The following is a 25,726-nucleotide window of genomic DNA, read 5'->3' as shown; positions in this document are numbered from 1 at the left end:
CTCTCACGCTTACCCCTCCTCGTGATGTGCATGAAATGAACAAAAGAAGGGCGGTGAACATCCGCCGCCCCGTCCTTGTTCATGCTGCAGCGGTATCTGCTGTCCTTGGGACTAGAGAACCGCTTCATGCATTGTTATTACTTGCTTGCTTTCCAAGCATCAATTTGGCTTTGTGCTTCAGCGATGATCTTATCCAGACCAGCAGCTTTCAGCTTTTCATTCGCTTTTGGCAGGAACTCTTCAGGATTCACGGTACCTGTCATCAGCGGCGCCCAGAACTCTTCTTTTACGTTGTTGACAGCTGCGAGCTCTGTGGATACTTTGGTTGGATCGAAGTTGAAACCGAGAAGCGGAGCAGCCTGACCGGACTCGTTAAACTTCTTGAACTCTTCCCATTTGTTCTCAGGATCCTCAGGATTCAAGTAAGTCAGCATGACATTACCAAGCGCGAAGGTAGGCATGTCGTAGTTTTTCGATTCTGGCAAGTTTTCCATTACGTTCTCGCTAAGCTTTTTGTAGTGCACGCCTTCGATACCGGAATCAACCAGGTTGCGAAGATATACGTCTGTGTTCAGCAGGTTCAGGAACTCCATGGCTTTCTCAGGGTATTTCGAGTTAGCGGAAATCGCTTGCATCGAACCCATTACCGACCAGTTAAAGATTGTTGCGTCGCCAGCCGGAGTGGATACGACCGGATAGCCGTAGCTTTGGCTCCACAGATTGTCTGCGAACGGCTGCGTTGCCGCACGATCCGTGAACCAGTTTCCGGAAGTCATCAGATCTTGCGTCGAAGTTGTTGTAGCTGCTTCTGGGGAAATGTATCCCGCTTTGTAGTACTTGTTCATCAATTTCAGCATGTCCATCGTTTCCGGCATTTCGAGGAAGTTCACGACTTTCAGCTCTTCCTTGTCATCCAGGTATACGGCCATTGGCATTTTTTCGATGATGTAGTCAAACGGAAGCAATGGACCGAAGTCTTTGCTGATCGCCAAAGGAACAACGTTTGGTTCTTTTTCCTTGATCGTTTTCAGCAGTGGCTCCAAGCTTTCCATCGATTTCACGTTCGAAATATCGAGGTTGTATTTATCAAGCAATGTTTTATTAAAGCGCCATGCTTCTTGAGCAGGAAGCTCTTTGTTTGCCGGAATCGCATAATTGTGACCGTCAACCTTGGAACCTTCCAGGAACGCAGGGTCAATCGCGTCTTTAATGCCTTGTCCATGGCTTTCGATCAGCCCGTCCAATTCCATGAATGCGCCTTTACGTGCATTTTGCACATAGTCAAACGCCCATGAGCTTGTGAACAGGATATCCATCGGTTCGCCGGAAGCTGCCATGACTTGCATCTTCTGGTTGTAATCACCGAAGTCGATCATTTTCATGTCAACGGTTACACCAATCTTCTCAGCCGTGTATTTATTGATTTCTTCTTCAACCTTGTCGACATCCTTTTGAGGTGTTCCGATGGTGTACCAGATCAGCTCAACCGGTTTCTCGGCAGTTCCCCCGCCATCTCCTGCACTCTCTTTATTACCCCCACATGCCGACAACAGCATGGATGCGGACAATAGAAGCGTTAGCGGCAGGAGCCATTTCTTTTTCGATTTACTCATGTTTATCCTCCCTTTTGAATCCTTGTGTCTCTACACTTCTAAGGTTATCCCATGAAAGCAGTTTCACATAGGCGAAAAATTAAAGGTATTATGGTGAAAATAAAGAAAAAAAACTCTGATTAAATCAATCAGAGCATTCCTCGAAAATCCCTCGGCGATACGCCGACAAATTTTTTGAACTGTTTATAGAAATAACCAGTTTCCCAATAACCTACCTTTTTTGCGATATCTTGTACTTTCGTTGAAGAGTTTCGGAGCAGCTCCTTGGCTCTTTCAATCCGGTACCGGTTAATATACTCCGTAAAGTTCTCTCCGGTCTCTTTATGGAACAGATGCCCCAGATAGACGGGATGAATATGATATTGGGCGCCTAACACCTTCAGCGACAAATCCTCGTTATAATGGTGCTGGATATGATGCAGAATCTGCTGGATGACAGGGCTCTTCACGTCATTGTTGAGCGAATCGACCAGCCCGCCGACCCCGTCCTTCACGGCCGTAATCAGATCGTCGATCGATACGGAATCCATAATATCGGTAATCGTATTTTTCACAAAATCAGGGGCTGCAGTATATTGAATATCGTTCAGCTCCAGTTTCAGGCGAATGACCATCTCGACCGCAATGCTCTTGAGTGTTGTCGGTATCATCCCCTGCGTATGGCGAAGCCGGTCAAAATCACTGTCGATCAAATCAAACAGCACCTGCTTGTCCCTTCCGGCGATGCCTTTGGCATATTCGGGCCACTGTACGGAATAGGATTCCGCCGCTTCTCCCTTCTTGGCTTGAACATCAACATAATCCACGTAGGAAGGCTGCTCCAGAACGAGATAGTATTCCTGTGCCTCCTTGGCGTGAAGATAACTGTCCTTATAATTACCGCCGAGGCTTTCCACGCTGCCAAGCGAGATGGACAGCTCCTCTTCATAGCAGTACTCGCGCACCTGCTGTAGGAGCCGGATGGCTCTCGCTTTTTCCGTGTCCGGATCTTTCATCATAAAAATCACCACGTGATCGCCGTCGTTGTCCCGGAAATACAGGACGCCCGGCTCCTGGTCCATTAATTGATACAGACAGCTCTCCAGCGGCGTGAAATCCGCTCTCAGAATAGACGCCATGACGTAAGGCAAATTCAGACTCAGCCCCAGAAGGGTCGCCCGCTCCTCCAGCTCCTCCGGCTCAATCCGGTCCGTGATCCAGCGATATAGGATATTGCTTCGCAATATGTTAATGTCGTACTCGTCCAGTCTCATTTCTCTTCTGGATTTGTTCATTTTATCCGTTGTGCTGGCAATCGTTTCTTCCAATTCCTTCAGATTGATCGGCTTGAGCAAATAATTCTCGATCCCAAGACGCATGCCTTCCTTCAAATAGGCAAAGTCGTCGAATCCGCTCAGGATAATCACCTTCAGATTACGGTTTAATTTTCGTGCGCCTTCGATCAATTCAAGTCCCGTCATCACAGGCATCGATATATCCGTTATGAGAATGTCAACCGGAATGACCGCCATCTTCTCAAGTGCCTGACGACCATTCTCCGCATGACCGACCACCTCAATGCCATATTTCGACCAATCCACGACATCAACCAATCCCTCGATAATGAACGGCTCATCGTCCACGATAAATACCTTATACATCGTTATTCAGCTTCCCTTCTGCCACCGGAAATTTCACTGTCACCGTCGTTCCGTTACCCGGCTCACTCTGGATGTCCATTCCGTACGAACTTCCAAACGTCAGCTTTAATCGCTCATTCACACTCCGCAGACCAAACGATTCTTCACTTGATTCGGCCATGTCCAGCCGCGATTTGATCTCTTCCAGCTGCTCCGGCTCGATCCCTTTCCCGTTATCCTTAATCTCGATCACGACATCATCATCCTGCTGGATCGCGTTAATCGTCAGCCAATTGTCATCCTGATCGCTGCGCAGGCCGTGAACGATATAATTCTCAATCAGCGGCTGCAGCGACATTTTGATCATCGGCACATGTTTGATTTGATCGTCGCAATGCATTTTGTATATATACTTGTCCTTATAGCGAATGCGAAACAGCTCCAGATAGAGCCTGCACGCCTCCAGCTCATCCTTCAGCGTATAATGGGACTTATGCTGTACGATATTCTTGAACAGCATCGACAAGCTGTAGATCATATCGCCGACATCCTGCGCCCCCTGCGAGAGTGCTCTCATTCGAATCACTTCGAGCGTGTTGTATAGAAAATGGGGGTTAATTCTTGCCTGCAGTGCGGACAGCTCCGCATTCTTCTGGTTAATCTCTGCTTTATACACCTTGTCGATATAACGGGTAAGCTCATCCAGCATTTCATTAAAGCTGCCTGCGATTTGCCCTAGCTGATCCTCCTTGGTATCCTGCATCCGGGCAACGAATTCCCCCTTCTCTACCTTGCGCATAAAGCGGATAATGTTATCGGTACGCTTGGAGTAATTGACGATCGTCAGCGAAGGAATGGATACCGCAATCACGATGCACAGCAGGGCAACAATGATGATGGTGTTTTGCAGGCCATGGAAGGACTCAGCAATCTCACGCTTAGGTGTGATTCCAACCACCGTATAACCTGCCTGATTGTGAGCTGCCGTTGTAATATACGATTCTTCATCGAGGGTCACGGTTTCTTTGGAATTCAGCAGCCGGTCAGCATAAGGATACTTCTCGCCGTAATATTTACCGGAGGAGTCAAACATCACGCGGCCGTCACCCGACAAGACCAGTACGGATCCCTTCAAGGGATCGTCCCCGCTGTTCAGGACGGCATCCAGTGCTTCCGTTCGATATAAAATAACCAGCTGCCCCAGATTCTTGTATGTGGTCATATCATTAATCGGGCTCCGGATCGAGAATAACGGCAAATTCACTTCTCCGGCCAGCTTGCGAATCCAGAGATTCGGCAATGTGACGCTCTGGCTTTCGAGCGCCATCACGTCGGGGATGTATGAATGTGTGGCATTCGCCTGATAGAGCCTTGTCATGCTGCCCTGCTTGTATACATACACATACTGTTTCTCCGCGCTGTACAGCATGATATTCTCAATATCCGGGTCATCGTCCAGCCTCTGCTTGAAATAAGCGACCACGCTGTCCGAATTGGACTGCCCGCCGCCCGCGATCCGATCCATTCGCTTGGCCATGTACTCATTAAACGAGTTCATGAGGAAATAGGAAGTGTCAAGGCCTAGAGAACTGTTGCGGTACAAGTCATTTACATAGGACTGCGCATTCTCATATTTTTGATTCAATTGCCGCTCCACCCGCTCTACCGCTCTTCGCTGAATGTCCAGTTCGCTGCGAACGGCCGATTGAAACAAGAAGTAATACATGATGTACGACAAGGAGACAATGGTAACCACCGCAATCAAAGAGATTAACAGCAGCATTTTGGTAAACATATTATTTTTAATATATTTTTGATAAAACCTAGCAGGAGACATTGGTTTCCCCTTCCTGATGTAAACATTGTTAATGCTTATCCTAAATATAACATCGGTTGGCCGTCATCAATGGGTGAAATTTCTACCAAGTCATGAAGGTGTAATTTGCCTATTTTAGGTCAATTTAGGGGCCGGTCTTCGCCCTGATTCATAGCATGAATCATGAAGGAGATGGATTAAGATGCCCCAATACCGCATTATTGTCGATTTATCCGATTTTCAGCTGCATCTGCTGGATGGCGACATCGTGGTACGTACGTTCCCGGTCGCCATTGGAAAAATGGCTACACAGACGCCGCCAGGCAGTTACACCATCGTCAACAAGCAGCCGAATCCCGGAGGACCTTTCGGAGCCTACTGGTTAGGGTTGTCCAAACCCCATTACGGCATCCATGGCACAAACGACCCTTCATCCATCGGCCGCTCCGTTTCCCATGGCTGCATTCGGATGTACAACGAGGATGTGATGGAGCTGGCCTCCCTCGTGCCCATCCATACCCGGGTCACCATACGAAACTGATAACATAATCTGGTGATTTCAAATCCCCCCAAATTGGTTAAATACAAATGTTACATGGTATCTATGTATTTTACCTATTCGTTGTTATGGAGGGATTTGCCCATGATGCAGAGCAAATATTTCAGGACATGCTTTGGCATAATCGCACTGCTCTTGATCATTTATCTAGGATCCGAAATCAGCTTTTTGTTCCGGCCAATCGTCTCCATGTTCAATATGCTGATCGTTCCCGTCGCGATGGCCGGCTTCTTTTATTATCTGCTCAGGCCGATCGTCGACTACCTGGAGCGGCGGAAAATCAAACGATCCATTGGCGTCCTGATGCTGTATTTCGTATTTGCCGGTCTCTGCGCCATCTTCGGTATCGTGGTGTGGCCGACACTCCGCGAACAGATCGAAAATTTTATCAGCAATACCCCCTTTCTGGTAGAGGGTGTACAGGAACAGATCGACCAGCTGCAGCAGAATCGATTCTGGTCACGCTATATACCAACGGAATCCGAGCTGTCTACCTCACTGACGGAGTACATGAATCGGATTATTACCTGGATCAGCAACTCCATCAATAACCTGATCACCGTTGTATCCAGCGTTGTCGTTATTATTGCTACGATTCCGATCATTCTGTACTACATGCTGAAGGAAGGCAGCAAGCTTCCGCCCAGGCTGCTCAGTGTCCTGCCAAGACGATACCGCCGTGACGGCAGCGAAGTGCTGGGTGAGATCGATACGGCACTCAGCAATTTTATTATCGGCAAAGTGATCCTGAATCTTATACTTAGCATCATGATCTATATCGGATTTCTGATCATCGGGCTGCCCTATTCGCTGCTCTTAACGGTGATCTCCTTCTTCTTGAATTTCATTCCGTATATCGGTGCGCTGCTGGCGACCATTCCTGCCGTCATTATCGGATTTATCGAATCTCCTTCCATCGCGATATGGTCCGTTGTTGTTATTGTCATCGCGCAGCAGATCCAAGATAACATTCTGACACCGGTTATCTACGGGAAACAGCTTGATATTCACCCGTTGACCACGATTGTCCTCATACTTGTAGGCGGCGATTTCTTCGGGCTGCTTGGCATCCTGCTCGCCATTCCAGCCTACATGATCGTCAAAATTATCGTGGTACGGATTTACGAACTGTTCCTTGCCGAAAAAGTAGAGGACGCATAATAAACTCGAGTTACTGGAGACAAACAAATTCCATTTGCAAAAAAAAGGATGTCCCCGCCAACTTCACGATGGCTGCTGGGGACATCCTTTATGTAAAAGAATCACGCATTGCCGCGCAGGGATCGAACCACAAAATCATGCTCGTCCTTGCGCAAAATCATCCCGTTTGACAGGGTAACGGTATCCTCGTCGTGAGAAGTCAGGATGGCCTGTGATGACACCAGTCGATTGTCCCTCCATATCATCACAGAAGATCCAAAATAGACGGCATTATCGAATTGAATGGTATGATTCACGACATAACCGATGGAGTTCAAGGCCGGGTATGCGTTTCTCGGCATAATTCTATGAATAGCTCGAAACGGTATTACAAGCTCACCCGGGCCTAGAATCACTTTTTCCTGAACGGGATCCCACCCTTTCAACACACCTTCAACCGTGCTTTTCGCCCCGTCTAAACGCTGAATGACTACATGACGACCAATCCAATGCTTCATGAAGGTCACCTCTCGCGGATTATTCATCTCCATCGCCCGGTGCGCTCGGGATGTCCCAATTCACCGGATCCATACCCTTTTGCATTAAAAAAGCATTCGATGCTGAAAATGGACGACTACCGAAGAATCCTTTATGTGCTGCAAACGGACTCGGATGACTGGACTCAAGCACCTTGTGCCGGCTTCGGTCTATGAAGGAACCTTTCTTCTGTGCGTAACTTCCCCATAATATAAAAACCATTGGCTGATCACGTTCATTCAGTTTCGTAATGACCGTGTCGGTGAATTTCTCCCACCCGATCCCTTTATGTGAGTTCGGCTCGCCTTCGCGAACCGTAAGCACTGCATTGAGAAGCAGTACTCCTTGATCCGCCCACGATTGTAAGGAGCCGTGATTGGGAATCGAGATTCCCAGATCCGAAGCAAGCTCCTTATGTATATTTCGTAAAGATGGAGGAATCGCAACCCCGGGCGAGACGGAAAAGCTCAGTCCCTGTGCCTGCCTACGACCGTGATACGGGTCTTGTCCCAAAATAACGACTTTGGTTGATTGGTACGATGTTTGCTGAAGAGCCCGAAATATATCTTCCTTGGGGGGATACACCGTGCTTCGCCGGTATTCCTCGTCCACCCGTTCCATCAAATCTTGAAAATAAGGCCTATCCATTTCTCCCTGCAGAATAAGGTCCCAATCATTGTTAAACATCCGCATGTCTCCTCTCTCCTCCTCACACAGGCCAGCATGGAATCATAAAAGAATGCGATTTCTATAATCGGAACACCATTACAACTTCCGTTCATTTTGAATCCAATAACAACACTCATCATGAATTGACCTTGTGTCGATTTAAAAAATAAGCCGGCACCCATACAGGGGCCGACTTATTTTGCATCTTACCAGACGCTGTTATAATGCCGAGGACGGGGGTCGAACCCGTACGGTAGTCACCTACCGCAGGATTTTAAGTCCTGTGCGTCTGCCAATTCCGCCACCCCGGCATATTTATCCGCGCATGTTCCTAGCGTCGTTCACGTTCACTTCCATAGCCTAAGGTACGCGTTGAATTCGCAATAGGTTGCGATCTCATTCCGATATCTAGGTGTGCACATTTCGTCTTAGCGACAAAATTGATAATACCATGTCCAACCATATGATGTCAATATATGAAACTCATAATTTTTCGCATCACCCCCATCTAGGCCTCATTCTCGATTGCTTCGAGCCGCCGCTCTAATTCATCGATTCAAATGCTTCAGTTTGTCATAAAGAATAATTTTACCGTTATCACCAAATGATAAATAGGCTTGCATTGTTATATGCGAAGACTAGAACAGCAGAGAAAAGGATACCGCCCACCATGAAAAAACTCTCAACCATCATATTGTTCGCTATCTCCGCCTCCATTTGCTACCCGAATGTTGTCAACGCCGAGCGTGCGCCATCCACTTCCAAAGGCAGGGGTTATTATGAAGAACGCGGCGAGATTGTATGGGAAGTCCCCACACACAACAAGGTAATTGCCCTTACCTTTGACGATGGCCCGGACGAGCAGAATACCGTTCAAATTCTGGATCTGTTACAGCAATATAACGCCAAGGCCACCTTCTTCGTTGTTGGCAGCCGGGTGGAGAAACACCCTGAGATCGTAGCGCGAGAGCTGCATGAAGGACATGAGATCGGCAATCACTCTTACTCCCATCCTCCCTTTCACAATATTAACGTCAGCAAGTTAACGAGCGAACTGAACCGGACGCAGGATGCAATCTTTCATGCAACCGGCATTCGAACCGCTCTCTTTCGTCCACCCGGAGGCAGCTATAATGAAGCGATTGTTCGAACGAGCAAGGATTTCGGTATGCTGACCGTATTATGGTCATGGCACCAGGACACGCTGGACTGGCGAAAGCCCGGCGTTAACCGGATTGTCAAAAAAGTGCTGGATAATGCTCACAATGGAGACATCGTACTGATGCACGACTTTGTGCCAAGCAGTACACAGACGGTAGAGGCTCTCAAAGTGATTTTACCGGAGCTGCAAAAGAGAGGCTACGAGTTTGTGACCGTTTCGGAGCTGCTCTCCTATCACGAGAAAACGCGTAAGTTCATTGAAGTTAACCATTAATGAAACAGATGCCACGTTCTGCAATAACCGCTGCCTCCTAATGGTAACGGTTATTTTTGAAGCTGCTGGATTCGAAACACACAGTCCAATTTTCTCTTGAACTTATCAATTTCATCTGATAAGATACAGAACGAACGTTCAGTATATAAATTTTGAATATGGCCGAGGGTTATGAGGGGGTGCATGCGTGAACAAAAAACAACAACAAACCGAAGATACCAAGCGACGCATAGCCGAAGCCGCCAAGGCGCTTTTTATGCAGAAGGGTTACAAATCAACGTCTATAGAGGAGATCGTTGAAGCCACCGGAAGCAGCAAAGGGAATATCTATTATCATTTTAAGAGCAAGGAAGGGCTGTTTCTGTATCTGATCGAGGAATGGGACCTCGAGTGGGAACAGAAATGGAACAGTAAAGAGCAGCATTACATCACCACCGTCGACAAGCTGTACGGAATAGCCGAACAATTGGTGTTTGATGATCTGAACCACCCCTTCTCCAAGGCACTTGATGAATTTATGAACAGCAATGGAGCTGTTACCGAGGAAGTAGAGCAACGAATCGTCCAGATTATCCGGAGCCATTTGGAATTCAATCAGAAATTGCTGCAGCAAGGGATGGATCGCGGGGAGTTTGAGAATCATAATGTGGAGCAGCTGTCCGTCATCTTTGAGAGCCTCATTGTTGGCTTAAGCCAGATGTCCCGTATAACTAAGGTGGAAAATGCCCTTTCCCTTTATCATGCCGCCATCAAAGTATTTCTGCATGGCATTGAAAAGAAATCATGAAAAACAGGCCCCTTTTTTCATGCTCTATTATAAACCGAACGTTCAGTATATAATCAATCGAATGACGATCATTTTCATCATGGCCTTATTAAATCGTCTTTTATTTTTGGAGGAATCATCATGTCATTACTGATGCGAAACAATGGAGCCATTCTGCTCCTCATGTTCAATATATTTCTAGTCTTCACCGGGATCGGGCTCGTCATACCTATTATGCCAACCTATATGACGGAACTGCATATTAGCGGAAGCACGGTAGGTATGCTCGTTGCCGCTTTTTCATTAACACAGCTGTTATTCTCGCCACTTGCGGGAAGATTGTCCGACACCATCGGACGTAAAAAAATCATCATCTCCGGCATGATTGTGTTCGCCGTATCGGAATGGTTGTTCGGAGCTGCCAGCACACCGCCGCTCTTGTTCGCCTCGAGAATGCTGGGCGGAATCGGCGCTGCACTGATTATGCCCGCTGTCATGGCCTACACGGCTGATGTGACTTCGAATGAGGAACGCGCCAGGGGTATGGGGTTCATTAATGCTGCGATTACGACAGGCTTCATCATCGGACCGGGCATCGGTGGATTTATCGCCGAGTTTGGCATTCGCGTTCCTTTCTACGCCGCGGCCGTTGCGGGAGGAATTGCTGCGCTGGTCACGCTGCTGCTGCTTCCGGAATCATCCGCCAAGCAGGAAGCACCTACCGTACTGGGACGGAAGAAGGAGAGCCTGGCTGTCCAGTTGGTGCGTTCTTTCAGGGAACCTTATTTCCTGAGTTTGATTATTGTATTTGTGCTCTCGTTCGGTCTTGCCAATTACGAAACGGTGTTCGGCCTGTTTGTGGATCATAAATTCGGGTTCACCCCTAAAGATATTGCCATGATCATCACGTTCGGATCGATTGCGGGTGCCGTCGTGCAAGCGACGATATTCGGTTGGATCCTGAACCGGTTCGGTGAGAAAAGAGTCATTACACTCAGTTTGCTTACCGCGGGGATCTGTATCCTGTTAACCCTGTTTGTGCATAAATACTGGCTGATATTCCTCGTTACCTTCCTGGTCTTCCTGTCGATCGACATCCTGCGTCCCGCCATCGGTACGCAAATGTCCAAACTGGCGAAGGATCAGCAGGGCTACGTGGCCGGCTTGAACTCGGCCTACACCAGTCTGGGGAATATTGCCGGACCGCTGGTGGCAGGGTACCTGTTTGATGTGGACATCAACTTTCCCTACATTTCCGCGTCCATCGTCCTCATCCTCTGCTTCTTCCTGGCCATGCGCGCCGGCAGAGCCTGGGCGGCTACGGAAGCCGTCATGAATGAGCGTTGACGAAGGGTAACTGCCTTCCTCAACGTTTACAGCCAATCATTGAGCAAGACCCCGCCGTAAGCTTCTGGCGGGGTCTTGCTTTTTTTATTTTCCTTCAGGCTATCCACTTATTTGTCAGTAATAATACAAATGGCGACTAATAAAACTACTAAACCATATACTCTATTTAACTATTTTTAGTAGAAACCCAAGCCAGCTTACGATATTTGAATATGTTGAATTATCTAGCAACGGGAGGTGATTTCTATGTCTTGTCGTAAACAAAAGAAAGTAGTCATCATCATCGTTGTAAAGTAAATAAAGGCGTTGTAGGATCGCTTCAGAAGAATCACAATATTATCATTCTTGCTAAAGAGGGCCATTCGCTGGCCCTCTTTAGTCGCTGCTTTGTTCTAACCATTTTCCATTTTGGGCAAATTAAACACAAACACGTACTAATCATCTATATCTTTGATAGATAGACCATTCCAAAGAGCTCTATAAAACGATGGCCTTCATCTTTAGAAACAAACCCAGTGCCACGGTGCTGGGTCTTATTTATACTGTATTTTCGATTCCTTTGGCTGTTTCTTACGACTTGATGTTAACAGTTAACATTGTATGTATAGGGCTTGTTACAGAATTACATTCAGTAAGCCACCAGGACGATCATCGCCAATAAAGCCACAAGCGCAAACAATAGAGACCATCCCAATTCAAAACGTCTTTTTTCTTTATATGCCTTGAAGGCTTTCCTGGACTCAAATACAAATACGATCACCAAGAAGGCGAGTAAGACCGGCAATCCCCAAGACTGATTCAATACCCATTCTGACACCTTGATCCCCCATCCTAGATACTAATATGAGCTGCATCCAACCAGCAGCAGCCGTATAAATAGCGTGTCCCCAACGACTCCATTAAAATGTACCGTAAGTCGCCCCCGATTACAAATCTAGCTTGTAGGAATCCTCGATCTCCGGGAGAAGCTAAACCGAGAAGAACCTGTACTGAAGTAATTGCATTGTGGAGATACCTCGATCATTGAACAAGATAGCCCCTCAGGTTAATCAAGCAGTTAAAAAAACAGTTTGTTCTGCTGTTTCGAGTATAATTGTTTTAAATAAGGAGTGAGCTAATGAAAAAAACAATACTTCGGTGGGTTATTGTTCTATTAGCATTATACATCATTGGGCATATACTATTTGATTTTGGCGAAACGCGGTTGATGAGGATCATTACTGGTTCGATTGGCCCTGCATTTTTTGTATGCATACTCATTTACATAAATTCGAGAAGCAAGGACGAAAAATAGTCGCTTCTCAAAATGCAAAAAAGGACCCTACTTCTTCACCATAGTTTTTTCCGCTCAACTAAACAGCCCTTTAAACAGCAAAAAACCCTTGCATTCGCAAGGGTGTTCGATAAAGTAGGCCCTCAGGAATTCGCCCCCCCGACCAGTCGGTTATGAGCCGACGGCCATCCAATCTGGTCGTATATTATTGGCTTTTAGATTATCTTCTAAGAGCCGACCGTCCATGATAAGTTCAATCGGGAGTTTCAAATTGGGCATGATAGTTATGGACGTGTGGAACGCCACTTGGAGCTGGTTTAGTTATACCTCCCTTATATCAATGCATGATTTCTTTCTTGTTTACCTTCATGCCAGACAATGAACGATCGAACATGTCAAGAATAAATAAGAAACGTTCAGCTTCACGAAAAACGTGATCTGCTAATAAAGGGTGAATGATACTTTTGATTCGACACTCCTCAATTAAGTCACGTGCAGTCTTCTTAAAATCTCGCAATGATTTGACTGAAACACGGTTTTCATCCACAAATTGACTTAGTAATGGATGGGTTTGCGATTGTGGACGCATGGAACTTAAGTCAATGGCTTGAAACATCAGCGTATCAAAGTCTTGGCTAAACTCCCTAGCTTGCTCCACTAATTTTCGCTCGGATGGATCAAGTAGATGACCTATAAATTTTGCATGGTCAGCCATGATTTTTAGGAAAAAGACATTTTCATCGATAATCGCATCTGGTAATGGTTCAAGTCTCCCGTTATTCAGTTCCTCTAGCCGATTTTTAAAATAATTTGCTTCTCGGCTAACATGATCTACAAGCAGAGGAAAATTTGTACCCCCGGGAAGTTGGCACCGTAATATAAGCCCAAGTACCTTTCTCTTAAATGCCCAAATGTGTGCAGCCGCATTGTGAACTTCTGAATTAAACTGTCTAATGATTTGGGGATCAGTATCTGCTTGAAATGAATGTGATCTTCTTTCAATATCCTCAAAGATTTTATGAAATTGATTTGCCTCATTAATTAACTGCGTGTCCTCGCACCTAAATCCTAGTCGAAGAAAAAAGGAATGTTCTTTCATTATGCGTGACCAAAAACGTATCTCATCTAATGATCTGATTACAAAAGGATCCGACAACCCATATCCCACCTTTCGGGCCACTTAATAAGACAACCATTGATATTTGCTTGATAGCAGAGTATATGGGGATGACATGTTTCAATATGCTATCGGACAATAAAAATCAAGATCAATTAGGGTAAAAAAATTAAAAAGCCTCTCCGGCTTATTTGCCATCTGAGGCAGGAAAATTAACAAGCGAAATCATTATTGTTCTACAATTAAGTTTCGATTTACAGCCTTTGCCGGGTCGCCTTCACCGCCAGTTCTTTTATGCATACCCTGTTATGTATCTTAAAATTGAGGAGGATGTGCAATGAGCGGAGTTGGAGGGGCTTATGGTGGAGGCTCAGTCGGTACAGTGTTGGTCCTATTTATTTTGCTGGTTATTATCGCTGGAGCGTTTTTCGTTTAATTAAGTTGCACGTTCTTAGAAAAAGCTATTTCTACCTAACGGGAAACGTTAGTTCAAAAAAGAAAACGGCAAACTATGACTTAATTCCACTTCTTAGTTTGCCGTTTTTTTGTGTGAGTTCATAGAACAAGCCTTTTTCAATTATTTATATCCCTAATTGGGATTTGCCCATAAATATGATACTAGGCAAGTGTCGTGAGCAGTTCAGGTTATAGTCCATAGACTGATGTTGTATTACATTTACCTAAGGAGGTTAACTATGGAAACTGATTATAAACAATTATGTTGGAGATTGATGAATCAATATGTTGGAATTAATACAACAGATGGTCACTCTTATGATGGATTTATTACTCATGTCGATAATGAGTATGTCACTCTTGCTGTTCCAACGGATGAAATGATTGAGGAGATGCGAGGGATGCCTGCACAGGAATCAACCTACAGACAATTCGGTTTCCATCCAGGCTTCTTCCCTCGTCGTCGTTTCTTGCAGCGCCGTATTCCTTTTCCCATTAGTGCTATATTCTTGCTTCCATTCTTCATATGATCCAATGGCTGAGAGGGATATGGAGAAAACATATCCCTTTCTCTCTCTATTGAGGCTTTATATGTACCCTATTATTGTTCTCCGCATAACAGCCCTATAAACAGCAAAAAACCCTTGCATCGCAAGGGTCTTCGATAAAGTGGGCCCTGAGGGACTCGAACCCCCGACCAGTCGGTTATGAGCCGACCGCTCTAACCAACTGAGCTAAGGGCCCTGAACATACATGTACACATAAACATAAGGACGTCATACATACATCGTTTAAAAATTGGTTGCGGGGGCAGGATTTGAACCTGCGGCCTTCGGGTTATGAGCCCGACGAGCTACCGAACTGCTCCACCCCGCGTCAATGCTGTATCAAACAGCGACAAGAATAAATATACACCATTACCCTGCATCAAGTCAAGTGCTGTTTTAATGGAATTTCCTCAAGGCATAAACCGCACGCCATAGCGGCCCTTTTTGGAACGGTAAACCTCCACCATCCGCGGGTCATGGTATCCGAACAGCCAGCCATCCTGCTCCAAACGTTTAGCAAAGCACCCTGCCTGAAATTTGCTTGTATACAGCTTTCCGTAATATACCCAGTTCATCCTATGCGACTCCTTGCCCGAATGATAATGTGGTGCTGTCATATTATGTCCAAACTTCCACAAAAAAACCGCAGCCTAACAAACTTCTCCATGATTTTCCGATAAAAAAACAATCAGCCATACCTCGTACCACATCGGGATACGAATACGATTGATTGTCACCTTAAGTAAACCGTGCCTATTGGCCGTCAGCCTCCGCAAACCGGGCAGCAATGCTCATAAGCTCCTGCTCCATCGAATTCATCATCTGGATAAAATTCATCAGCTGCGCTTTCGTCTCCTCGGCCTCCGTACGAAACCGCTGCTGGGAAACGCCTTCCCATTCGGCATTCAACGTTTCAATGACCTGGGACAATCGGGCGACCAATTCCCCGCCGTAGTCACTCCCGCTTCGAATGTCTGCCGCAGCCCGACGCAGCTCCTCGGGGGATACCTCTATACGTCCTGACATGGATCTACCTCACGCTCCTCCCTTTATGGATATACTCTCGTTTGTTATGTAGCCTTCGTCTCAGCCAGTACGGCCTGAAACTGTTCTTCCTCTTCATCCTGGTAACCGGTAAATATAATCTCCTGGATATCCTCATGATTAAAAACGTAGGCAAACTCCGGGCTCACATACCCTTCCGGATACGGGCAAGCCAGATAGTCGAACAATTGCGGCTCCTCTAGCGCCAGAATTTGCTTGCGCCCATAGATCACCAGCTTTTTCTCGCCTTCCTTCAAAATGACAATCGATCCGTTCGGCAGCAGCTGCTGCGTCATAATTACCCTCTCCTTTTCTTGCTCTTCCGGTGCGGTGCCGCCGTCGTGCGGCCCTGATTCATTTTGTTCAGAAACGCGGCGTTCCGCTGCTCCTTCGGCAATCCCAGAACAGGATAATGAGCTTTTAGCTTATCCATATTATTTTGGATGAACCTATACCGATGAATGAACACAACCGCCATGTACAGACCGAGAATCAACAGAACGGAAAAGGCCGCCATGCCCATCACAAATCCGCCAAGATCGCCGGTTACCGCCACCACGACGTAATACCCTGTGTAACCGATGGCCGCTAACAGCAAGGCGGCTTTGCCCGCTTTTCCGACGCCGCCTTTGCGCTCCATGGACTGGTACGTCCCTTGCTGCAGCGCTCTGAAATGCAAAACATAAAACACAACGAGCAGCAGCAGCATCACCGCGATCGAGCTAAGCCCATACCCGATGGAATCAACTCTGGCCATGTCATACATCATTTTCAGTATAGCAAGCTGGCAAGTGACCGCCAGCGCCAATCCGTATATCCCCAAGTACAGCACAAAACCGACCTCAGACCGGTACGGATTTACACTCAGACCAATCCCCCACAGCAGCATAACCGCCCATACCGCCGCCGCCGCATAAAAATAAACCGACATCATCGGCGCTGCCAGCGTGACTAGTGCGGGGATGAGCATTATAAATAAAAAACATACGATACCGCCCCGAATTTGCTCGGCGGGGATTAACCGGAAATGAAACTGTTCTTCCTCTGAAATCTTCGTGCTCATCTTTGACACTCCCCTTATTTGAACCATCCGGCTATCGTAGAACCTAGCTTCTCTGCCCCCATTTTCAATCCTTCGGTGACAGTATCCTTTTTCCCGTCCCCGTCAAAATCCGTGAACTTGATGCCGTCCATGACATAGGAAGCGCCCACCGACACGCCGAAGCCGATAGCCGCACCCGCAAGAGTGCCGATGGGACCGCCTACCGCTGTTCCAATGAGGGCTCCTGCCTTGGCGCCAGCCGCTGCGGAAGCCACGACGGTTCCCACGCCGACACCCACGTCCACAACGGCGTCTCCGGCTATTTTTGCCCCGCTCTTATTGTCGTTGATATTCGTGACCAGATTCCCCACCGTTTGCATGGCGATGCCTGCATAACCAAGCTTGCCCCCCTTCCAGCTGAGCGAGTCTTTAACGGCTGCGCCGGGAAGGACGTATTTTGGAATTCGGGGGTGATTCCGCCAATTGTACTCGGCATAGGATTTTTTGCGGATATTGGCCAGCATGCCGTTCGTCACATTGGCTCGCATATTGCCGCGCTTGTCTTTCTCAAGCCACACGCCAAAGCCGTTCCGGTACATATCCCAGTATTTGTACATCGTCCCGGACGCGGTTACCGTACCGAACAGTACGCCGGCGGACGCGAGCGGGTTACCGGTCCATTGATCCGCCGTTCCGCCGAAAGGCGCAAGCGCATTGAATTCAACGCCCGCTGCCGTCACGGGTGGATCCGTTTTCTTATTCCCGTTCTGTGCCAGACTCGCCTGAAGCAGCAGATGCGGACTAACCTGGGCAATCGATTGTTTGCCGAAGGTAAGATTGTTCCCGAGCGATTGATCGGTCTGCGAAAAATCCCCCGCCTTTTTCACCAGCTGCCCTCGATTCTGCTCCAGACGGCCTACCACCGATTGGCAGGCAGCCCTGCATTGGGCCAGGCGCTGTTCGACCTGGGCACGATGACGCGACTCCCAGGACATGCTCTGGATACGCTGCTGCATGCGTTCCTGGAGCTGCTGGACTTCCCGTGCAATATCAGATACCGCTGCTCCTTGCTGGTTCAGCATTTCGGGTACCACACGTATTTTGGTCATATCTAACAATCCTCCATGTCATTGATCGAGAAGGCAAAAATTACAGTATGCGGGATCAGGATGCTACGTTTCTCACTTAATACGCTCGATGACTGCGCCGAGTTCCCGGATGATCTCAGTTACCGTCGCGCCCCAAATTTGATCCTGTTCGCCTTCATTGCGAATCAGCCAATTGGAATGCTTTCCTCTCAACAGTTCGATTCCCTCTATTCTGCAGTTCAGATCCGGACAATAGTACGCCGTGAAGGCAGCATATCTCTCCGGATCGGTGACGCAATCGGCCAAGGCGGAAACGACGGATTCCGGGCAGCCTTGTGCAAGCAAGTACTTCCGAGGCTCCTGCTCCCCTTGCTCGGCACTCATCCATTGCTGGAACCAGCCTTTAGGCATAGCCAATGGAGCTGTATCACGGTTCTTCCTATCCTCCAGCTGCAGGTGACGGATGATTTTAAGCCAAGCTTCCGAAGGGGTTCCCAGCGCTTCCAGCACATAGGCTCTCGCACCGTCAGGCCCGCTTTCAATATCGGCCTTTACCACCAGGCTTGAACTGTAATAAATGAAACACTCCTTCTGCCCTTCGTCGGAACCGGACACCCTCATATGTATCGTTAGCAGGGTCCGGCTGCATACTTCTATGTATTCCAGCAGTTCCTGCACAAGAACCGGCTCGTTATCAGCCGTATCAATCAAGCCTTTCTCCTGCAGCTCCTGCTCAATCTTAGCCACTTCTACAGGCATCTCCTCGGCCAGCGTTCCGCGAAAAGGGTCCTCTAACCCAATGACAGCCCGCGCACCGACAATGCCGGTTAGTACAAAGAATTGTTTGCCGGTCAGTTGGATCCTGGACGGAATTTCCAAAGATCTCTCCTCCTTACGGTCAGCCCCGCCTATTTTGTCATTAATCTTGAGGTTATCATTACTATTATAGGTGAGACATCTCCTTCCCCTCTACCAAGTCGTGGCCCTAAATTTATAGGAACATATACCCAAATCAGCCGGTTTTCAAACCGTTCAGCCATAAAATTTCATAAAAAAACATTCCCGGGTCGAGATCACCTCTGGAATGTTTTTGTTCTCATGTTAGATTAGACGGATCTTCCTGCTGGATAATACCGTGATAAAGAATCGTCATCAGCTGTTCACTGACCGCGTTCAGGCTTCCCAGACCATGGTACCATTCATTCCGTGCCGTAAATTCCTTGATAAAAGTAAGGAACGCGACCAATACCTGGGGAGAGATATCTTTCCGTATCTGTCCAAGCTGCTGACCTTTAAAGATCAGCATTTCAAATTCCGGAACAACGAATTTCTGGTTGAATTGAAGCAGCTTGTCCATCTGCTCCGGGAATTTGGCCAGATCCGCCACAAATTTCTGCGATACAAACGCCGAAAATTTGTGCTGATCCTTGTAGAAGACGGTTAACGCCTCAAGCGGATCATTTGCCTGATCCATGATATCGCGGTAAATCGCCATGAGCTCCTCGACCATCCGGTCCACGACATGATCCAGTAAGCCCTCTTTGCTCTGATAGTAGTTATAAATCGTCATCTTGGAAACCGGGACAGCTTCGGCAATCTGCTCCATGCTCGTATGCAAAATCCCCTGCTCCATGAACAGCCGCTTCCCGGCTTCAAGCACCGCTTCTTTCTTTGCATTCATCTGTTAGACTATATCCCTTCTATATCAGCATAAGGACATCATGGCTGGCTACAGCCGCTTACAGTCCTAATGTAACGATCCGGCCTACCGCTGTCAACCCGGCGCCCATCAAGGATATCTTCGGCCTCGGTATAAAAAAAGCTGTCGCTCTGCGATAACTCACAAAGACGACAGCCTGATTCCTAGCTGGTTTAAGTTGTTTACATGCCAAAGGACGCAGGATTCGATCTCCAGGATTGAAGAAGCTCCACATCCTGTTCCTGAATCCGATTCTCGGATAGCGCTACATCAATCAGCGCACCGTAGTTGGACAAGCTCTGCAGCGGAATCCCGGCTTCGGCGAAGGCTTGTACCGCTTTATCCAGCTGATAGCTGAATATAGCCAGTACCGCCAGCGGCTCGGCCCCTGCATCCTTAACCGCTTGTGCCGCTTTAAGCGAGCTGCCGCCCGTGGAGATCAGATCCTCGATCACAACCACCTTCTGTCCCGGCTTGATCAAGCCTTCAATCAGGTTTTCCTTGCCATGACCCTTTGCTTTGTCCCGAATATAGGACATCGGCAGGTTCATTTTCTGGGATACAAAGGCCGCATGCGGAATCCCGGCTGTGGCCGTTCCGGCAATGGCCTCGGCTTCCGGATATTGCTCCCGGATGACGGCTGCGAACGATTCAGCAATGTAGTCGCGAATCTCGGGATAAGACATCGTCAAGCGATTGTCACAGTAGATCGGGGATTTTATTCCCGACGTCCATGTAAACGGCTGATGAGGTCTAAGGGAAACGGCCTCAATCTTCAGCAAATAAGATGCGATCTGATGTGGAATATTCGCGAGTGTACTCATGCTTGAATCATCTCCTCAATAATCTGTTCTGCAGCTTGTCTCGGGCTCGGGGATTCCGTAATTGGGCGGCCGACAACCAAATAATGACTGCCCTTGCGAATGGCTTCCCCTGGTGTAAGAACCCGAGCCTGGTCTCCGATATCCGCACCAGCCGGACGGATACCCGGTATAACGGTCTTAAACGCTTGGCCGCATGCGGATCGAATGGCCTCCACTTCAAGCGATGAAGCGACGACGCCATGCAGCCCCGCTTGCTGAGCAAGCTTCGCATATCGTACGACCGCATCCGCTACCAAACCCGGAATGCCGATTTCGTTATTCATGACATCCTGACTCGTACTAGTCAACTGGGTTACAGCTATGATGGTAGGCATGGCAAGACCCGGGGTGTCCGCCACTGCGGCCTCCGCCCCGGCTTTTGCCGCCTGCATCATAAGAGCGCCGCCGCTGGCATGGACGTTAAACATGTCCACACCCAGCCGCGTTACGCTGTCCGACCCGCCTTTTACCGTGTTCGGAATATCATGCATCTTCACGTCCAGAAACACGGAATAGCCTTTGGCTTTCAATTCTTTGACAAAATCAGGACCGGCAGCGTAGAACAGCTGCATGCCGACCTTCATATAACACGGGATACCTTCCAGCTGACGTACCAATGCTTTCGCACGTTCGGCATCCGGGTAATCCAGGGCCACCATCAGGCGGCCCGCCATTTCGTTGTAGCTGGTGTTCATCTATATCCCTCCTTCTCGATTAAACCGGCATCGCTTCAGAAGAGAAGTTGATGGTCTCCAGCATCGTGAGAAGCTCACGAACCGTATCGAGCGAGGTCATACATACCACACCGTTTTCTACCGCTTCACGGCGGATTCGGAATCCGTCACGCTGCGGCGTTTTCCCTTTGGTCAATGTGTTGAAGACGAAATTCGCTTCACCTGTGCGGATCATATCCAGAATGTTCGGCGTTCCCTCGGACAGCTTATGGATGGTGGTCACATCAAGCCCCGCTTCTTTCAATGCTGCTGCCGTGCCGCCTGTGGCGATGATTTTATAACCAAGCTTATGGAAGCCTTTCAGCAGTGCCGCAGCTTCGGCTTTATCTTTATCTGCGATGGTAGCGATAATGGCACCCGTTGAAGGAATTTTCATGCCTGCACCGATCAGACCTTTGTACAGCGCTTTGGCATACTTCACGTCGCGGCCCATAACCTCACCGGTGGATTTCATTTCCGGTCCAAGGGTAGGCTCAACGCGGCGAAGTTTAGCAAAGGAGAACACCGGCACTTTAACCGATACATGTTCGCTTTCCGGCCACATGCCTTCCTCGTATCCAAGATCCTTCAGCTTGCTGCCCATGATCGCCTGTGTTGCCAGGTTGGCCATCGGGATGCCTGTAACCTTGCTCAGGAACGGAACCGTCCGGGAAGAACGCGGATTCACTTCGATCACGTACACTTCGTTTTTATAGATAACGAACTGGATGTTAACAAGTCCGCGTGTATTCAGCTCTTTGGCAATCTTGATCGTAATTTCGGTAATCTTGTCTTTCAGGTCCTGGGACAAGTACTGAGGAGGATATACCGCAATCGAGTCACCGGAGTGAACGCCTGCGCGCTCTACATGTTCCATGATGCCTGGAATCAGCACCGTATCGCCATCGCAGATCGCGTCGACTTCCACTTCTTTACCCATCATGTAACGGTCGATCAGAACTGGATGGTCCGGGTTGATCTTAACCGCCTCTTTCATGTAGCTCAGCAGCTCGCTGTCAGAGTATACAATCTCCATGGCGCGTCCACCGAGTACATAAGATGGTCTTACCAGAACAGGGTAACCCAGCGATTGCGCGGTTTCTACAGCATCATCAACCGAAGTCACGGTTTTTCCTTTCGGCTGGGCAATCTCCAGTCTGGACAGGAGCGCTTCGAATTTTTTACGATCCTCGGCTTCGTCAATGCTTTCCAGGCTGGTACCCAGAATTTTCACGCCCGCTTTGCTGAGCGGCTCAGCGAGGTTAATTGCTGTCTGCCCGCCAAACTGTACGATGACACCGATCGGTTTCTCCTGCTCGATGACATTCATGACATCTTCAAGGAAGAGCGGTTCGAAGTAGAGACGGTCCGACGTATTAAAGTCAGTGGAGACGGTCTCCGGGTTGTTGTTAATGATAACCGCTTCGTATCCAGCCTTCTGGATTGCCCATACGGCGTGCACCGTGGAGTAGTCGAACTCGATCCCTTGACCGATCCGGATCGGTCCGGAGCCCAGCACGATGACCTTCTCCTTGGCGGATTCGATGACTTCATTCTCCGTTTCGTACGTCGAGTAGTAATACGGCGTCGTTGCTTCAAACTCCGCGGCGCAAGTATCCACCATTTTGTAAACCGGGCGCAATCCATGCTCGCGGCGCAGGAATCCGATCGACTCCTCGGTTGTGTGCGTGCTGGCTTTACCTTCCGTGCGCAGCTCAGCGATGGCGCGATCCGTAAAGCCGAGTCGCTTCGCTTCGTACAGCGTTTCGTAAGTCAGTGACGCTTCGCTGCGAATGTGATCTTCGTATTGGATCAGGCGTTCGATTTTGTCCAGGAACCACCAGTCGATCTTCGTCAGGTCTTGGATCTGCTGAAGTCCATACCCCCGGCGGAACGCTTCCGCGATCAGGAACATCCGCTCATCGTCGGCTTTGATCAGACGCTGCTGGAGCACTTCATCGCTCAGCTCGTCAGCACCTTTTAAGTAAAGGCGGTGCACGCCGATCTCCAGAGAACGAACCGCTTTATGGATCGACTCTTCGAAGGTGCGGCCAATCGCCATCACTTCGCCGGTTGCCTTCATCTGAGTTCCCAGCTTCCGGTTGGCGTGAATAAACTTGTCGAATGGCCAGCGCGGAATTTTGCTGACGATATAATCCAGCGTAGGCTCAAAGCAAGCATAAGTCTGTCCCGTTACCGGGTTGACGATCTCGTCCAGGGTGTAACCCATCGCGATTTTTGCTGCCATCTTCGCGATCGGGTAGCCCGTTGCCTTGGAAGCAAGGGCGGAAGAGCGGCTGACCCGAGGGTTTACCTCGATGACATAATATTGATAGCTGTTTGGATCCAGCGCGAATTGCACGTTGCATCCGCCCTCGATATTCAGGGCGCGGATGATTTTCAGCGATGCGGATCTGAGCATTTGATACTCGCGATCGGATAGGGTCTGGCTTGGCGCCACGACGATGCTGTCGCCGGTATGAACGCCGACCGGATCAAAGTTCTCCATGTTACATACCACGATGCAGTTATCATTCGCATCGCGCATAACCTCATACTCAACTTCTTTCATTCCCGCGATGCTCTTCTCGACCAAACATTGCGTGATCGGGCTGTAGCGAAGTCCGGAGCTGACGGTTTCACGCAGTTCCTCTTCGGTTGCGCAGATACCGCCGCCGGTGCCGCCCAAAGTGTAGGCCGGGCGCACGATCAGCGGATAACCAATCTCATTTGCGAAGTCAAGCGCCTCTTCCAGGGTCGTTACAATCGTGCTTTCCGGTACGGGCTGATCGAGTTCGCGCATCAGATCACGGAACAGGTCGCGGTCTTCCGCTTTCTCGATGGACTCCAGCTGCGTTCCGAGCAGCTTCACATTCTCCTGCTCCAGAATACCGGCGCGTGCAAGCTCAACCGCCATATTCAGGCCCGTTTGTCCTCCAAGCGTCGGGAGCAATCCGTCCGGACGCTCTTGACGGATGATCTGTGTAACAAAGTCGAGGGTGATCGGCTCGATATATACTTTATCCGCCATGTTCGTGTCGGTCATGATGGTTGCCGGGTTGCTGTTAATCAACACAACCTCGATACCTTCTTCTTTCAATGCTTGGCAAGCCTGTGTTCCAGCGTAGTCAAATTCCGCTGCTTGCCCGATGACGATCGGACCGGAGCCGATGACGAGAATTTTTTTCAATGTATCATTTTTAGGCATATTAATGAGCTCCTTTCACGGCTGCGGCCAGAACCGCTTGGCGCGGTTTCCGGATTTCATTCTGTTTATGGTCTCTTATCATCTCAAGGAATTGATCGAACAGATAGCTGCTGTCTTGCGGACCAGGTGCAGCTTCAGGGTGATATTGCACGGAGAAGGCAGGGAATTTCGAGTGCTTCAAGCCTTCGATCGTTTTATCGTTATTGTTGATATGCGTGACTTCCAGATCCGTCCCTGTGATGGATTCTTCGTTGACGGTATATCCGTGGTTTTGGGAAGTGATGTAGCAGCGTCCGCTGGCAAGCTCTTTTACCGGATGATTCCCGCCACGGTGTCCGAATTTCAGCTTCTCGGTGTCCGCGCCCGCAGCCAGTGCAAACAATTGGTGCCCCAGGCAGATGCCGAAGATCGGATATTCGCCAAGCAGTTCTTTGACCATGTCCACCGCGTAAGGAACATCCTTCGGGTCCCCAGGGCCGTTGGACAACTGAATGCCGTCCGGGTGAAGTCTGCGGATTTCATCAGCCGTCGTGTCATGCGGAACGACCATCACATCACAACCGCGGGAAGTCAGTTCGCGCAGAATTCCGCTCTTTGCACCGAAGTCAACCAAAACGATCCGCTCCTTGGAGCCCGGGCTTGTAAACATTTGCGGTGTAGAGGTTTTTGCCACCTGGTTGCGGAGTTCGGCGATCGTCGTATCGCCGAGCATTTCCTTAAGTTCTTCCACCGGCTTGTTGGAAGTTGTCAGAATGCCCTTCATCGTACCGTAGTGACGGATGATCCGGGTCAACATCCGTGTATCAATCTCGCTGATTCCTGGAATGCCATATTCCTTCAATAAGCTGTCAACGCTATATTCTGCACGCCAGTTGCTAGGAACAGGCTCATGACGACGAACAACGAATCCGTGGACGAACGGCCGGATGGATTCAAAGTCATCCCGCGTGATGCCGTAGTTTCCGATCAAAGGGTACGTCATGGTCACGATCTGTCCACAGTAAGACGGGTCGCTCAGCACCTCTTGATATCCTGTAATTCCTGTATTGAAAACAACCTCTCCGGTCATTTCAGCATCCGCGCCGAAGGATTTTCCGCTGAACAGCGTTCCGTCCTCCAGTAACAATCTTGCCTGCATCCCGATCACTCCTGTCATCTATGTGTAATTTATTTT

General features: G+C 48.6%; 25 protein-coding genes and 3 tRNA genes. 7 read left to right on the top strand and 21 right to left on the bottom strand.

The window, feature by feature from the left end; genetic code table 11:
- Nucleotides 1-137: 137 nt before the first annotated feature.
- The 3 genes from PAEVO_RS01680 to PAEVO_RS01670 all read right to left on the bottom strand — a co-directional run bounded on the left by PAEVO_RS01680 (nucleotide 138) and on the right by PAEVO_RS01670 (nucleotide 5,069).
- Nucleotides 138-1,613 carry an ABC transporter substrate-binding protein gene (locus PAEVO_RS01680; protein WP_100535998.1) on the bottom strand — a complete coding sequence of 492 codons (1,476 nt, stop codon included), beginning with the start codon at nucleotides 1,611-1,613 and terminating at the stop codon, nucleotides 138-140.
- Nucleotides 1,614-1,741: 128 nt separating this feature from the next.
- Nucleotides 1,742-3,253: a response regulator transcription factor gene (locus PAEVO_RS01675; protein ID WP_100535997.1), complete on the bottom strand. Its 1,512-nt coding sequence runs from the start codon at nucleotides 3,251-3,253 to the stop codon at nucleotides 1,742-1,744.
- Nucleotides 3,246-5,069, bottom strand: coding sequence for a sensor histidine kinase (locus PAEVO_RS01670; protein WP_100535996.1), 1,824 nt, complete (start codon nucleotides 5,067-5,069; stop codon nucleotides 3,246-3,248). The genes PAEVO_RS01675 and PAEVO_RS01670 overlap by 8 nt, the downstream gene beginning before the upstream one ends.
- Before the next feature lie 181 nt (nucleotides 5,070-5,250).
- Here PAEVO_RS01670 and PAEVO_RS01665 point away from each other — a divergent pair, with 181 nt between their 5' ends.
- Together PAEVO_RS01665 and PAEVO_RS01660 are read left to right on the top strand one after the other, a co-directional pair.
- Nucleotides 5,251-5,589 carry a L,D-transpeptidase gene (locus tag PAEVO_RS01665; protein WP_100535995.1) on the top strand — a complete coding sequence of 113 codons (339 nt, stop codon included), beginning with the start codon at nucleotides 5,251-5,253 and terminating at the stop codon, nucleotides 5,587-5,589.
- 102 nt (nucleotides 5,590-5,691) lie between these two features.
- Complete coding sequence (locus tag PAEVO_RS01660) at nucleotides 5,692-6,768, top strand: AI-2E family transporter (protein WP_100535994.1); 1,077 nt, start codon at nucleotides 5,692-5,694, stop codon at nucleotides 6,766-6,768.
- A 101-nt stretch (nucleotides 6,769-6,869) separates the two neighbouring features.
- Here the strand turns inward: PAEVO_RS01660 and PAEVO_RS01655 are convergent, their stop codons facing one another.
- The 3 genes from PAEVO_RS01655 to PAEVO_RS01645 all read right to left on the bottom strand — a co-directional run bounded on the left by PAEVO_RS01655 (nucleotide 6,870) and on the right by PAEVO_RS01645 (nucleotide 8,264).
- Entirely contained in the window at nucleotides 6,870-7,265 is a 396-nt protein-coding gene (locus PAEVO_RS01655) for a hypothetical protein (RefSeq protein WP_100535993.1), read from the bottom strand.
- 19 nt (nucleotides 7,266-7,284) lie between these two features.
- Complete coding sequence (locus tag PAEVO_RS01650; RefSeq protein ID WP_100539287.1) at nucleotides 7,285-7,971, bottom strand: uracil-DNA glycosylase; 687 nt, start codon at nucleotides 7,969-7,971, stop codon at nucleotides 7,285-7,287.
- Nucleotides 7,972-8,178: 207 nt separating this feature from the next.
- Nucleotides 8,179-8,264: transfer RNA gene (locus tag PAEVO_RS01645), tRNA-Leu, on the bottom strand.
- A 359-nt stretch (nucleotides 8,265-8,623) separates the two neighbouring features.
- Here PAEVO_RS01645 and PAEVO_RS01640 point away from each other — a divergent pair.
- From PAEVO_RS01640 to PAEVO_RS01630, 3 genes are all read left to right on the top strand, one after another.
- Nucleotides 8,624-9,388: a polysaccharide deacetylase family protein gene (locus PAEVO_RS01640; RefSeq protein ID WP_100535992.1), complete on the top strand. Its 765-nt coding sequence runs from the start codon at nucleotides 8,624-8,626 to the stop codon at nucleotides 9,386-9,388.
- Nucleotides 9,389-9,575: 187 nt separating this feature from the next.
- Nucleotides 9,576-10,175, top strand: a complete 600-nt coding sequence (locus PAEVO_RS01635) for a TetR/AcrR family transcriptional regulator (protein WP_100535991.1) — start codon at nucleotides 9,576-9,578, stop codon at nucleotides 10,173-10,175.
- A gap of 120 nt (nucleotides 10,176-10,295) precedes the next feature.
- A complete protein-coding gene (locus PAEVO_RS01630) occupies nucleotides 10,296-11,501 on the top strand; it encodes an MFS transporter (RefSeq protein ID WP_100535990.1) in 1,206 nt (401 codons plus the stop codon).
- A gap of 628 nt (nucleotides 11,502-12,129) precedes the next feature.
- Here the strand turns inward: PAEVO_RS01630 and PAEVO_RS01625 are convergent.
- Complete coding sequence (locus PAEVO_RS01625; protein WP_071223022.1) at nucleotides 12,130-12,318, bottom strand: hypothetical protein; 189 nt, start codon at nucleotides 12,316-12,318, stop codon at nucleotides 12,130-12,132.
- 793 nt (nucleotides 12,319-13,111) lie between these two features.
- Nucleotides 13,112-13,930: a DUF2935 domain-containing protein gene (locus tag PAEVO_RS01620; RefSeq protein ID WP_100535989.1), complete on the bottom strand. Its 819-nt coding sequence runs from the start codon at nucleotides 13,928-13,930 to the stop codon at nucleotides 13,112-13,114.
- A 298-nt stretch (nucleotides 13,931-14,228) separates the two neighbouring features.
- On the opposite strand from PAEVO_RS01620, the gene PAEVO_RS34075 reads away from it, so the two are divergent.
- Both PAEVO_RS34075 and PAEVO_RS01615 read left to right on the top strand, forming a co-directional pair.
- The gene (locus tag PAEVO_RS34075; protein WP_207797436.1) at nucleotides 14,229-14,327 is read left to right on the top strand and encodes a YjcZ family sporulation protein; all 99 of its coding nucleotides are present in this window, start codon (nucleotides 14,229-14,231) and stop codon (nucleotides 14,325-14,327) included.
- Nucleotides 14,328-14,586: 259 nt separating this feature from the next.
- Entirely contained in the window at nucleotides 14,587-14,877 is a 291-nt protein-coding gene (locus tag PAEVO_RS01615; RefSeq protein WP_100535988.1) for a phosphatidylinositol kinase, read from the top strand.
- 140 nt (nucleotides 14,878-15,017) lie between these two features.
- On the opposite strand, the gene PAEVO_RS01610 is transcribed toward PAEVO_RS01615, so the two are convergent.
- From PAEVO_RS01610 to PAEVO_RS01555, 13 genes are all read right to left on the bottom strand, one after another.
- Nucleotides 15,018-15,091, bottom strand: a tRNA-Ile gene (locus tag PAEVO_RS01610).
- Between the two features lie 55 nt (nucleotides 15,092-15,146).
- A tRNA-Met gene (locus tag PAEVO_RS01605) sits at nucleotides 15,147-15,223 on the bottom strand.
- Between the two features lie 82 nt (nucleotides 15,224-15,305).
- Complete coding sequence (locus PAEVO_RS33615; protein WP_164817394.1) at nucleotides 15,306-15,470, bottom strand: hypothetical protein; 165 nt, start codon at nucleotides 15,468-15,470, stop codon at nucleotides 15,306-15,308.
- A gap of 178 nt (nucleotides 15,471-15,648) precedes the next feature.
- On the bottom strand, nucleotides 15,649-15,921 hold the full coding sequence (locus PAEVO_RS01600) for a WXG100 family type VII secretion target (RefSeq protein WP_071223018.1): 273 nt from the start codon (nucleotides 15,919-15,921) through the stop codon (nucleotides 15,649-15,651).
- A gap of 44 nt (nucleotides 15,922-15,965) precedes the next feature.
- Nucleotides 15,966-16,235, bottom strand: a complete 270-nt coding sequence (locus PAEVO_RS01595; protein WP_100535987.1) for a DUF4176 domain-containing protein — start codon at nucleotides 16,233-16,235, stop codon at nucleotides 15,966-15,968.
- A 2-nt stretch (nucleotides 16,236-16,237) separates the two neighbouring features.
- A complete protein-coding gene (locus tag PAEVO_RS01590) occupies nucleotides 16,238-17,002 on the bottom strand; it encodes a hypothetical protein (RefSeq protein WP_100535986.1) in 765 nt (254 codons plus the stop codon).
- A 14-nt stretch (nucleotides 17,003-17,016) separates the two neighbouring features.
- Nucleotides 17,017-18,090 (bottom strand): WXG100 family type VII secretion target, encoded by a 1,074-nt coding sequence (locus PAEVO_RS01585; protein WP_100535985.1) that lies wholly within the window; start codon nucleotides 18,088-18,090, stop codon nucleotides 17,017-17,019.
- A gap of 72 nt (nucleotides 18,091-18,162) precedes the next feature.
- Complete coding sequence (locus PAEVO_RS01580; protein WP_100535984.1) at nucleotides 18,163-18,948, bottom strand: hypothetical protein; 786 nt, start codon at nucleotides 18,946-18,948, stop codon at nucleotides 18,163-18,165.
- Between the two features lie 217 nt (nucleotides 18,949-19,165).
- A complete protein-coding gene (locus tag PAEVO_RS01575) occupies nucleotides 19,166-19,750 on the bottom strand; it encodes a TetR/AcrR family transcriptional regulator (RefSeq protein ID WP_100535983.1) in 585 nt (194 codons plus the stop codon).
- A 200-nt stretch (nucleotides 19,751-19,950) separates the two neighbouring features.
- The gene (pyrE, locus tag PAEVO_RS01570; protein ID WP_100535982.1) at nucleotides 19,951-20,592 is read right to left on the bottom strand and encodes an orotate phosphoribosyltransferase; all 642 of its coding nucleotides are present in this window, start codon (nucleotides 20,590-20,592) and stop codon (nucleotides 19,951-19,953) included.
- A complete protein-coding gene (gene pyrF, locus PAEVO_RS01565; protein ID WP_100535981.1) occupies nucleotides 20,589-21,326 on the bottom strand; it encodes an orotidine-5'-phosphate decarboxylase in 738 nt (245 codons plus the stop codon). The genes pyrE and pyrF overlap by 4 nt, the downstream gene beginning before the upstream one ends.
- A 19-nt stretch (nucleotides 21,327-21,345) precedes the next feature.
- The gene (gene carB / locus PAEVO_RS01560; protein WP_100535980.1) at nucleotides 21,346-24,552 is read right to left on the bottom strand and encodes a carbamoyl-phosphate synthase large subunit; all 3,207 of its coding nucleotides are present in this window, start codon (nucleotides 24,550-24,552) and stop codon (nucleotides 21,346-21,348) included.
- Nucleotide 24,553: 1 nt separating this feature from the next.
- Nucleotides 24,554-25,690, bottom strand: coding sequence for a carbamoyl phosphate synthase small subunit (locus PAEVO_RS01555; RefSeq protein ID WP_100535979.1), 1,137 nt, complete (start codon nucleotides 25,688-25,690; stop codon nucleotides 24,554-24,556).
- Nucleotides 25,691-25,726 lie beyond the last annotated feature (36 nt).

Origin of the sequence: Paenibacillus sp. GM2FR (assembly GCF_002803325.1) — a bacterium.
GTDB classification, from domain to species: domain Bacteria; phylum Bacillota; class Bacilli; order Paenibacillales; family Paenibacillaceae; genus Paenibacillus_AQ; species Paenibacillus_AQ lautus.
This window is presented reverse-complemented; position numbering and strand designations above follow the sequence as displayed.